Below are 11,957 nucleotides of genomic sequence, written 5' to 3'. Positions count from 1 at the left end.
CTATGAAAAAATTGCATATATCACTCTATATCCTGCTGGCGGTACTCTGTATCACCGGTTGTAAAAAACTTGACCGTTTTCCGGAAACGGAATTTACAGATGCCGATTTCTGGAACACTGAAACTGATCTGATGAATGCAGCTAACAGGTTGTATCAGCAACTTGATGCAGAATGGATCGATAACCGTGCCGATGATGCGGTGAACCAGGGAGGTCCAAACCAGGTTAGTAATGGTAATAGGGTAGTGCCAAACCAAAGCGGCGATTGGAATGATCGCTATGACGAAATATTCACCTCCAATAATATTCTACAAAAGGGAGGAAAGGCGAATGTTAGTCAGGCTATAAAAAACAGGTATTTCGCAGAAGCCAGATTTTTCAGGGCCTATGCATATGCCAAACTGGTAAAACTCTACGGTGATGTTCCTTTGATTGTAAAAACACTGGATATCAATTCTCCGGAGTTAACCATGCCACGCACCCCACGTCAAACTGTATTAGATACTATTTATGCTGACCTGGATTTTGCAGCGCAGTGGTTACCCACCAGGGCAAGTTTGCCTGTTGCTCAATTTGGCAGGGTTACCAAGAGTACGGCGCTTGCTTTGAAAGCACGTGTGGCACTTTATGAAGGTACAAGGGCTAAGTTTCACAACGATGCCTCTTCAAACTGGCAGAACCATCTGACGCTTGCAGTGAACGCTGCACAGGCGGTAATGGGTGAAGGCCACGCTTTGTATAATAATTATGGAAACCTGTTTTTGGCAGCAGGCGAGGGGCCAACAAACACGGAAAATATTTTTGTAAAAATTTATGGTGTTAGCAGTACCAATATAATTCTGGCACATAATAATTCAAGGGACCTTGAGAATGGAAGAATGGCCCCAACCAGAAATTTATTGCGTCAATATTTGTATAGCGATGGTTTACCAGCCTGGAACACAGATAATACAAGGTCTACAACTACTTCGTCTTTCTTCGTACCTGAAGGAAATGAGCCGAGCTATAATACCATTCTCGATAACAGAGATCCTCGTGTTGGGTTTTCTTATTACCGCGTAGGTGAAGCTGCTTATCAGGGACCATGGGTTCCGAGAACATCTTTAGGAGCAAGATCAGCCTTTGCAACCAAAAAAGGATTTAGTCTGGTTGATCAGGTCTTGAATGGCGCAACAGTAGATAGAATCTTAATGCGCTATGCGGAAGTATTACTTACTTATGCAGAAGCTAAATATGAACTAAATGGCTCTATATCCGATGCAGATCTTAACCTCACCGTAAATGCATTAAGAACAAGGGTAGGATTTGCGCCTCGCTTAACAAATGCTTTTGTTACCGCTAATAACCTGAGTATGCGCGAAGAAATAAGAAGAGAAAGAACAGTAGAACTGGCCTTGGAAGGATTTCGCTACGATGACCTGATTCGCTGGAAGATGGCTGAAGTTTTATTACCACAAGAACTACTTGGAGCAAAATTCATCGCATCAGAATGGGTGGGAACAAATGCAAACACTTTAAACCTGAATGCAAACCAGGTATTGATTGTAGAGACTGCTGCCAACAGAGCATTCAAACCTAACCGCGATTATCTATACCCGGTACCTATTAATGAAATAACCCTTAGTGGCGGAAAAGTAGTTCAAAATCCTAACTGGTAATATCAAAACATTATAGTATGAAATCATTAAAATATATCATAACTGGCATTGCAGGCATCTTCCTGTTGGCCTCTTGCGAGAAAACAGATTATCCTAAAGGTGATGATGCATTGGCACACCATTACTATGCCATTTTTGTACCGAACAATAATTCTGCCGTTACGGTTTCAAGATCACAGGCTGCATTATTAAAATTCCCCGTACAATTTTATTCCACTTATACCAGAAGCTATGATGCAGTAGCTAAATACGCTGTTTCTACTTTCGGAATAAGTAATCCGGCACAACGTGGGGTAGATTTTAACATCGTTGATAAAAATGGTACAGTAATTCCATCGGCTGATACTACCTATAGCATTGTATTTCCAAAAGCGGTGCAGGCAATGGATACTATTTATATCAAACTCTTGAATAATCCCGCTTCTGGTTCCAGAAGAATGGAAATCCAGATGATGGATAATATAACAGACCAGTTCAGGGTAGATATTTTTTCTACCGCTTACAGACGTCCTGTTACTATAAATTAAGACAAGCATTATTTACAGTTTAGGTTATAAGGCAAGCTTCTTTATTGAAAAGTGAAACCGGAATCAACCGGTTTCCTTTTCAATGAGTAGCAAATATTTGGAAAGCTTAATTATAGCAGGAACAACGCTATCTCAGTTCCTCCCAATTCATACTACCGATTTTGAAAAAAATTTACTTCATATTATTGTTATTCTCCTGGTCAGCAAGTCCCGCTCAATGGTTGAAAACCAATGGGACAGACATTGTGGATGATAAAGGAGAAAAAATAATCATTCGGGGTATGGGATTGGGCGGTTGGATGTTGCAGGAAGGTTATATGCTGCAATTATCTTTTCTTGGTCAGCAGTATCGGATCCGTGAAAAAATAACCGATGTTGTCGGTAAAGAAAAAGCTGCAACATTTTATGCGCAATGGTTAAGTAGACACACAACCAAAGCAGATATTGATTCATTGGCGTCATGGGGTTTTAATGCGGTTCGTTTGCCAATGCATTATAATCTCTACACACTATCGGCTGAAGAAGAATCAATCAAAGGGAAAGATACCTGGTTGGAAGAAGGTTTTACCCTGACCGATAGCCTGCTTAATTGGTGCAAGGCAAATAAATTATACCTAATTCTTGATTTGCATGCTGCACCTGGTGGACAAGGAAATGATCTTCCCATTTCAGACAGAAATGCAGCTAAGCCTTCTTTATGGGAAAGTGAAGCCAATCAGGCAAAAACAATTGCACTCTGGAAAAAATTAGCCGCTCGTTATGCAAATGAGCCGTGGATAGGTGGTTATGACATCATTAATGAACCTAATTGGGGCTTTGAAGATCCTGTAAAAGATACCAGGGGTACGGCTGAAAAAACAAATGCTCCTTTAAAAGCCCTAATGGTAAACATTACCGAGGCAATCAGGGAAGTTGATAAAAAACATATCATCATCATTGAAGGCAATGGATTTGGTAACAATTACCGGGGCATTCTGCCACAATGGGATAATAATATGGTGCTTAGTTTTCACAAGTATGGCAATTTTAATACAGTTTCTTCCATTAAAGGATTTCTCGACTTGCGTAACCAGTATAATCTTCCTTTATGGTTGGGTGAGTCTGGCGAAAATAGTAATACCTGGTTCCGAGAAGCGATTAAACTGGTCGAAGACCATCATATCGGATGGGCATGGTGGCCATTAAAAAAAATCGGATCAAATAATCCACTGGAAATTAAAAAACCAACGAATTATGAACTGTTAACAGCTTATTGGTCAGGTAAGGCGGATAAACCAACACCAGCAGTTGCATGGGAAATTCTACAGGAATTACTGGACAATATTTCTTTACCGAAAAATATATATCACGCTGATGTTGTGGATGCAGTGATCAGACAAGTGAAAGTTAATACAGCAAAACCTTTTAAGCATCACCTGATAAGTAATCAAACCTCTTTGATACAGGCTGTTGACTATGATATGGGTGCACAAAGAATTGCCTATTATGATACCGACTCAGCAAGGTATCAATACACACCCGGTGTGAATACTGATGGCAACCGTGGGCATGTGTATAGAAATGATGGTGTAGATATCAAAAAGGATGAAAATGGCTACCATGTTTTCAATATTGCTGACGATGAATGGATGCAATACACTATTGAAGTAGCACAATCTGGAAACTATAAAGTGGCAATAGCCGCGGCGTCTGATAGCACTGAAGGACGTATTTCTATGGAGTTGGTAAATACAAAACTGAAATTAGTACAAACTGTACCTGTGACAGGCAGAATGGATCAATGGAAATGGATCAATTTCAACGAAATGGACCTGCATAAAGGTTCCAATACCATTCGCCTGATTGCCGAAAAGGGAGGGTTTAATCTTAAGTACATTCAATTCACCAAGCAAAAAAAATGATCCCTTGAAAGGTATTTTCTCACTACTAGGCTTTTTTTTATTGACAGGAAGTTTAGTCGCACAAAAGTCGGTTACCAGTATCAATAAAGGATGGAAATTTTCAAAAGCAACGATTCCTCAGAAAGAATCTGATTGGGAAAATATTGACTTGCCTCATACCTGGAACAAAGAGGATGTAATGGACGATATACCTGGTTATTACAGGGGAGTAGGCTATTACCGGAAACAACTTTATATCGGTAAACTTAAAAAAGATCAGCAGCTAAACTTATTATTTGAGGGCGCGAATCAGGTAGCCACCATTTTTGTAAATGGAAAGAAAGCTGGCGAACATATTGGTGGTTATGCAAGTTTTTATATTCCTATTACAAACTTTGTTCAACCGGGCAAGCAGAATGAAATAATAGTTAGTGTCGATAATGCTTACCAGCAGGATATACCACCTCTCACCGCGGATTTTACTTTTTACGGCGGTATTTACCGGGATGTTTGGTTGGTAAAAACAGAACCCGTTCACTTTTCTACCAAAGATGATACGAAGGGAGTATACCTAAGCACCCCATCCGTAGAAGCTCATAGAGCTGTTCTAAAAGTTAAGGCTTCCGTTGAAATTCCTGAAAATGATCAATCAGCCTATCTTATTACCAGTATCTTAAAAGATGCCAAAGGAAATATTGTACATAAAGCATCAACACCTATCAGGCAGGTATTTGCAAGGTCAGATTCAAATTACGAACAGGAATTAACCATTAATAATCCAAATCTCTGGAGCCCTGAGAACCCCTACCTGTATCGCCTCACAACAGCAATCACCAATATTAAAACCGGTAAACTACTAGACCAGGTTGTACAACCAATTGGCTTTCGATGGTTCAGGTTTGATCCTGAAAAAGGCTTCGAATTAAATGGCAAGCCTTATAAATTGGTAGGAACCAGTAGGCATCAGGATTTCAAAGGAATGGGCAATGCTTTGCCAGATCGTTTTGCAAGGAATGATATTGCCTTATTAAAGAAAATGGGAGGTAATTTTTTAAGGGTGGCACATTATCCCCAGGATCCTTCAATTCTGGAGGCATGTGATAGCCTGGGTATACTTACATCCGTGGAAATTCCAGTTGTTAATGAGATAACTACTACCAAAAAGTTTTTTGATAACTGTATGGATATGCAGTTACAGATGATTCGCCAGCATTATAACCATACAAGTGTTATTATCTGGTGTTATATGAATGAAGTATTATTAAAACCTCACTATACGAACGACAAGAATAAACAAATCCAGTATTTTAAAGAGATCAACAAGCTGGCAAAGTCGTTGGATAGCTTAACAAGAAAGACAGATCCTTCACGTTATACCATGATGGCCCATCATGGAGATTATACTAAATATAAAGAAGTTGGTTTGGTCGATATCCCCATGATTGTTGGATGGAACCTTTATTCAGGTTGGTATGGAGGTAAATTATCCGACTTCCCTGTTTTCCTGGATAGTTTTCATGCAAGACATCCAGAAAAAATATTAGTGGTATCAGAATATGGTGCAGATGCTGATCCAAGAATAAGTAGTAATGCTCCGATCAGGTTCGACAAGAGTGTAGAGTATACAACCAAATTTCACCAGTTTTATATCAGCGCAATGTTGAAGCGTCCTTTTGTGGCGGCATCAATGATCTGGAACCTGGCAGATTTTAACTCTGAAACAAGGAATGAAACCATGCCGCATATAAATAATAAGGGATTGATGGAATGGGATAGGACCCCTAAAGATCCCTATTATCTATATCAGGCACTGTTATCGGATAAGCCGGTTTTGAAAATACTTGGTTTTCATCATAAAATTCTGATTGAAGACAGTATTAATAGAAAATCAGCTAGTGCAATTGCACAGGTAGCCACTAATTTGAATGAGGTAGAATTATTCATGAATGGGAAATCTTTAGGAAAAAAACAACCCGTTGAAGGTCTCGCTGAATGGAAGGTCCAATTGAGTAATGGTAATTACCGATTATTTGTATCAGGTAAGAAAAATAACCAGACTATCAGCGACGAATTTTTGCTCAATAGTGAAGTAGTACCCAAACATATTAAGGATATAAAGCAATTTTCAGGTTTAAATATTTTACTTGGTTCAAACAGATATATAACTGATGCCGATAAACTGGTTTGGATACCCACTCCTGTTTATGAACCAGGTGGTTGGGGAGTTGTTGGAGGTAAGCCGTTTAAGATCCCTAATAATAACCGACTGCCTTATGGTACGGATAAAAACATAATCGGAACCAATGATGACCCCGTTTACCAAACGCAACAGGTTGGCATAAAAATGTACAAATTAGACCTGCCCAAAGGTAACTATGAACTTGTTTTACACTTTGCAGAATTACTGGGAGGATCTGTAAAAGAATTGCCCTATAACCTGAATGATCCAGAACGTATTGAACCCAAAGGGAAACGTATATTTAATGTATACGTAAACAAACAATTGTTGCTGGATAATTTCGATATTGCAGCTCAATATGGCACAGCAACTGCCGTTAAGAAAACAACCAACATTACCATTATAAATGATTCAGGTATTGAAATTGTTTTTGAATCTGTTGAAGGTGAGCCCGTTCTTAATGCTTTACAGATTAAGAAAATAGATTGAGTCAAATAATCTCCATGAAAGTATGAATAGAAGACTTATCACGATACTCGCTTTCCTGGTTTGTTTTTTTCAGGTTACTGCACAGAAAACCTGGACTTCTAAATATGTTCAGATTGCTTCTGATGGAAACCTGGCTTACACAAAAGATGAACAGGGTAATACTATCCCTGATTTTTCCGGAGTAGGATTTAAGAAAAACAGGACCAGTATTCCGAAAGCAACTGTTGTAATGACACTGGAGCCTGGCAATGATGACCTGAAAAATATACAAAAAGCGATAGACGAAATTGCTGCATTGCCGCTCGATAATAACGGGTTTCGCGGGGCATTGCTTTTAAAAAAAGGTAAATACCTGATCAATGGTACTATAAGAATAAGAGCAAGTGGAATTGTTTTACGTGGTGAAGGAAGAGAAACTATATTAATAGCAACTTCTCCAAAACAACACAATCTTATCAGTGTGAGTGGTAGTGGGGAAATTAAAGAAATTAATGGCTCCAGACGAAAAATCCAATCAGATTATGTGCCGGTTGGGGCGGTATCATTCCAGGTAAGCAATATCGATGGATTAAAGATTGGGGATAGTATTATTTTATACAGACCGGGAACCGATGAATGGATTCACGCAATTGGAATGGATCAGATTGAAAAACGCGATTCTGCTACAAAACAATGGAAAAGTAGTGAGTACGACCTTCATTATGAAAGAGTGATAACGGATATAAAAGGTAATACCATCTATATCGATAACCCTGTTGTAATGGCAATCGAAAACCAATTTGGTGGAGGGGAAATTTACAAATATACCTTTCAGGGAAGGATACAACAGGTTGGTATTGAAGATATGGTTTGTGAATCAGTGTATAAAAGTGAGGAAGACGAAAACCATGGGTGGAATGCTATTCACATGAATAAGCTGGTTAATGGATGGGTAACAAATATTATTTCTCGATATTTTGGCTATGCCTGTGTAAACCTTGGATATCAGTCGAGGAATATTACGGTGGCAAACTGCCAATTTCTGGAGCCTAAATCTATTATTACCGGAAGCCGACGTTATTCGTTTAACAACGACGGACAACTAAACCTTTTTATGAATTGTGCTGCATCAGAAGGACGGCACGATTATATCACTGGGGCGAAAGTGTGTGGACCAAATGTTTTTTATGCCTGTACTTCTATTAATGCAAAAGCTGATATTGGTCCACATCACCGCTGGGCTACAGGAACTCTTTTCGATAATATTATATCCGACGGAGAACTAAACATACAGGATAGGGGCAACTGGGGAACAGGTCATGGCTGGGCCGGTGCAAATCAGGTTGTATGGAATTGTACGGTTAAATCAGCATCAATTCAGCAACCCCCTGTTTCGGCAAAAAATTATGCCATTGGCCTTAAAGGAAAAAAATCAGAAGGACGATTAAAAGATAGACCAGATGGTGAGTGGGAGGGTAATAACATTCCTGGACTAACACCCAATTCTCTTTATATGGCGCAATTAGTCGCTGCGAAAAAAAGGGCACAAAAATAAAATTTCACAGACAATCTCTTTTTAAGGGTTATTCCATTTTTTCATGGTAAAAAGACCTAAAGCAATCGCTTGCATTAATGTATTGATAATAGTGCATTGGATTATTTCTGCGCATAAATTTTCTTTAGGATGGTTGAATAAGTAATTTCTTTACCTTGTCAGTCCAAAATAATTGCCATGAGAAGAAGATCATTTATCCAGCAAACTGGAATGGCTGCAGCAGGTATTTCTTTATTATCAAGTAGCCAATCCATTGCAAACACCAATGCCAGTAAAGTACGTATAGCAATCATCGGAACAGGTTTAAGGGGGCAAAACCATCTCGATCTCATTCTTCGTAGAAATGATACGGAACTGGTAGCAATTTGCGACATAAATGATACAATGCTGAATAGTGCCAAATCAATGATTGCAAAATCTGGCAAACCCAATCCCCAAATTTTCACAGGCAACGCATATGCATGGAAAGATCTGCTGGCTAAAACAAAGCTTGACGGAATTATTATTGCAACCCCCTGGGAGTGGCATAAAGAAATGATCCTAGGGGCAATCGATGCTGGCATTAAATATATCGGTTCAGAAGTAGTGATCGGAATAACACTGGAAGATCATTGGGAAGTGGTTCGGGCTGCAGAGGCTAAAAAGGCCCATGTAATGATGATGGAAAATGTTTGTTACAGAAGAGATGTAATGGCCATTTTAAATATGGTTCGCCAGAATTTATTCGGTGAATTGATTCATTTACAGGGAGGATATCAGCACGATCTAAGAGAAGTGAAATTTAATGACGGTGTTCATGCATATGGCTACGGGGCAGAATTTGGTGAGAAAGGATTTTCTGAAGCCGCATGGCGTACGGCACATTCTGTAAATAGAAATGGTGATTTATATCCTACTCATGGTATTGGACCGATTGCTCATTATATAAATATCAACAGGGGAAACAGGTTTGTTTCACTTTCTTCTTTTGCTTCAAAAGCAAGAGGATTGCATAATCATGTTGTTAAGATGGGAGGCGCGAATCACCCAAATACAAAAGTGAAATTTAAACTGGGTGATGTAGTTACCACCAATATCCTTTGTGCGAATGGCGAAACCATTTTATTACAACACGATACCAATTTACCCAGACCCTATTCATTGGGTTTTCGTGTACAAGGAACCGAAGGTATCTGGATGGATGTGAACAAAGGGATTTACCTGGAAGGAAAGGCCGCAAAGCCACACCAGTGGGACAATGCCAAAGAGTGGCTCGATAAATATGATCACCCTCTTTGGCAACGCTGGAGCAAAGAGACCGATGGGGCCGGACATGGTGGAATGGACTTCTTTGTAATTCATGCATTAGTGGAATCCATAAAAAATAATCAGCCTACACCAATGGATGTATATGATGCTGCAGCCTGGAGCGCTATTACTCCTTTAAGTGAACAATCTATTGAACTGGGTAATCAGACTGTGCCTTTCCCTGATTTTACTGGAGGTCAATGGATGTATCGTAAACCGGTATTTGCTTTGGACGACAGATATTGATAAGCATGCTTAGTTTACCACCTGAAGAAGTTTTAAACGCCTATGGACTTAATCCAGCGGAAATTTCCATTTCGGTTTTAGGAAATGGCCTCATCAATCATACCTGGAAATTAACTTCTTCAGATAATTCCTGGGTACTGCAAAAAATAAATGAAGCCGTTTTTGGTAATCCTGATGCAATTGCTCATAATATTGAAAAGATTGGCGCTTTTCTTGAAAAGGAATTTCCTTCCTATTTATTTACCAAGCCGATTAAAAGCATAACAGGCACGCAAATGGTTCGCTTCAAGAATGCCTGTTTTCGTTTATTTCATTTTATACCAGAATCAGTTACTGTAAATGTGGTAAGTAATCCTGAACAGGCTTACGAGGCTGCCAGACAATTTGGCTTGTTTACAGCATCCTTGCACAATTTTGATATTAGTGGTTTGGAAACAACACTGGCTGACTTTCACAATCTGGAATTAAGATACCGTCAATTTCAGGAATCCCTGGTGAATGGTATCAGGGAAAGAATAACTGCCAATCAAGACTATATTGATTTTCTGAAGGAACATCAATATATCGTAGAACAGTATAAGGACATTTGTAATGACCATAATTTTAAGCTTAGGGTTACACACCATGATACCAAAATCAGTAATGTATTGTTTAATAAAAGTGGTAAAGGTTATTGTGTAATAGACCTTGATACCGTTATGCCTGGTTATTTTATCAGCGATACAGGCGATATGTTCCGTACTTATCTTTCACCTGTAAACGAAGAAGAAACCAATTTCGCACTGGTAGAAGTACGGGAAGAAATTTACAAAGCGATTGTAGATGGGTATTGCAGTGCTATGCAACCTTATTTATCAGAGATAGAATACAAGTCATTTTATTTTGCCGGACTGATGATGATCTACATGCAGGCATTACGTTTTATGACGGATTATTTGAATGGCGATAAATATTATGCCATCACTTACCCGGAACAAAATCTTAACAGGACTAAAAATCAACTTGCTTTAATGGAACGATACCTGGAGAAAAAAGAGCAGTTAGCGCATTATCTCCCCAACCTTTTATAAAGGCAGACAAACTGACGCGGTAATAAAGCCAGGTTGATTTTCAAGCACTTTAAGACTGGCTTCCTTACCATATAAGAGTGATAATCTTTTCCTTATTTCATCAAGTGCACCAGATTCTGCTTCTACATATGAATGAATGTTCCCATTGCTAATAACACCGAAGCAATGAAGAGTTTCTTTATATTCAGAATATATCTCCAGTTTTGTATGCTCGCTACTACTGTTTATGCCAAATTTGATGGCATTTTCAACCAATGTTTGTATTACCATAGCAGGTACTGGCTGATCCAAAGTATCTTCATCTATCTCATAAAATACCTGCAATTGATCGGAGAACCTGATTTGTTCGAGGGAGATATAGTCTTTCAAAATCGAAAGCTCTTTTTCGAATAGTGTTTTCTCTGCTTTATCAACCTGAATACTGCTTCTCAAGATATTACTGAGCATTGTAATGGCAGACCTTGCCCTCACAGGATCTTCTGTAACCAATGAACGGATACTGTTTAAGGAATTGAATAAAAATTGCGGGTTGATATGCGACTTAATAGTCGTTATTTCAAGTTCTTTCAGCAGGTTTTCCAATTTGGCCTGTTCTACATTTTGTTGCCTGGTTTTTTGAATATAATGGTAAGTGAAATAGAGAAGGTTCCAGATCAATACAAAATGAAAATAGGAAAAGGCAAAACGGATGGCAATATTAAAAAAGGAAAAATCAGTCAGGTTCACAGACTGTATGTTCATAAGCATTTCTGTCGCAACGATACATAAACCGATCAGAAAAGAAAAGAACAGAGACAGAATAGTTAATGCTATTAGTTGTTTCTTAAAATCGAGTAATAATATTTTCGTTTTTTGAATAACAAACCGCATCAAATGGGTAAGCCAAAAGCCAATAAATACATGGGTAAGCAATTGCTCAAAAAAGAAAGGCTGGGGTTCAGACCTGATAGATAAATAAAAAAATATATATATAAGACAGTAAAGTGCCCATCCTGCAACCTGAAAAATCCAGTAATTTTTTTTGTGATTACTCATTAGGGACTAAGATATTAAATATGCTATTATACTTCGCATATAGTGTATGTAC

General features: G+C 38.7%; 8 protein-coding genes. 7 read left to right on the top strand and 1 reads right to left on the bottom strand.

Annotated features, from left to right (window positions below; all coding sequences use genetic code 11):
* Positions 1 to 2: 2 nt before the first annotated feature.
* The 7 genes from ACH30E_RS14970 to ACH30E_RS14940 all read left to right on the top strand — a co-directional run bounded on the left by ACH30E_RS14970 (position 3) and on the right by ACH30E_RS14940 (position 10,870).
* Positions 3 to 1,658, top strand: coding sequence for a RagB/SusD family nutrient uptake outer membrane protein (locus ACH30E_RS14970; protein ID WP_490825471.1), 1,656 nt, complete (start codon positions 3 to 5; stop codon positions 1,656 to 1,658).
* Between the two features lie 17 nt (positions 1,659 to 1,675).
* On the top strand, positions 1,676 to 2,185 hold the full coding sequence (locus ACH30E_RS14965; protein WP_490825470.1) for a hypothetical protein: 510 nt from the start codon (positions 1,676 to 1,678) through the stop codon (positions 2,183 to 2,185).
* A 161-nt stretch (positions 2,186 to 2,346) separates the two neighbouring features.
* The gene (locus ACH30E_RS14960) at positions 2,347 to 4,086 is read left to right on the top strand and encodes a cellulase family glycosylhydrolase (RefSeq protein ID WP_490825469.1); all 1,740 of its coding nucleotides are present in this window, start codon (positions 2,347 to 2,349) and stop codon (positions 4,084 to 4,086) included.
* A gap of 4 nt (positions 4,087 to 4,090) precedes the next feature.
* Entirely contained in the window at positions 4,091 to 6,733 is a 2,643-nt protein-coding gene (locus ACH30E_RS14955) for a glycoside hydrolase family 2 TIM barrel-domain containing protein (protein ID WP_490825468.1), read from the top strand.
* 22 nt (positions 6,734 to 6,755) lie between these two features.
* Positions 6,756 to 8,267: a hypothetical protein gene (locus ACH30E_RS14950; RefSeq protein ID WP_490825467.1), complete on the top strand. Its 1,512-nt coding sequence runs from the start codon at positions 6,756 to 6,758 to the stop codon at positions 8,265 to 8,267.
* A 177-nt stretch (positions 8,268 to 8,444) separates the two neighbouring features.
* The gene (locus ACH30E_RS14945; protein ID WP_490825466.1) at positions 8,445 to 9,800 is read left to right on the top strand and encodes a Gfo/Idh/MocA family protein; all 1,356 of its coding nucleotides are present in this window, start codon (positions 8,445 to 8,447) and stop codon (positions 9,798 to 9,800) included.
* A 5-nt stretch (positions 9,801 to 9,805) separates the two neighbouring features.
* Entirely contained in the window at positions 9,806 to 10,870 is a 1,065-nt protein-coding gene (locus ACH30E_RS14940; RefSeq protein WP_490825465.1) for a phosphotransferase enzyme family protein, read from the top strand.
* Here the strand turns inward: ACH30E_RS14940 and ACH30E_RS14935 are convergent.
* Positions 10,865 to 11,905 carry a sensor histidine kinase gene (locus ACH30E_RS14935; RefSeq protein WP_294996627.1) on the bottom strand — a complete coding sequence of 347 codons (1,041 nt, stop codon included), beginning with the start codon at positions 11,903 to 11,905 and terminating at the stop codon, positions 10,865 to 10,867. The two genes, ACH30E_RS14940 and ACH30E_RS14935, sit on opposite strands and share 6 nt — an antisense overlap.
* Positions 11,906 to 11,957: the final 52 nt, after the last annotated feature.

This window comes from Sediminibacterium sp. FW305-C-61 (assembly GCF_058231065.1).
Note: the sequence above shows the minus strand (reverse complement) of the source record. Positions and strands in the feature narration are given on the sequence as shown.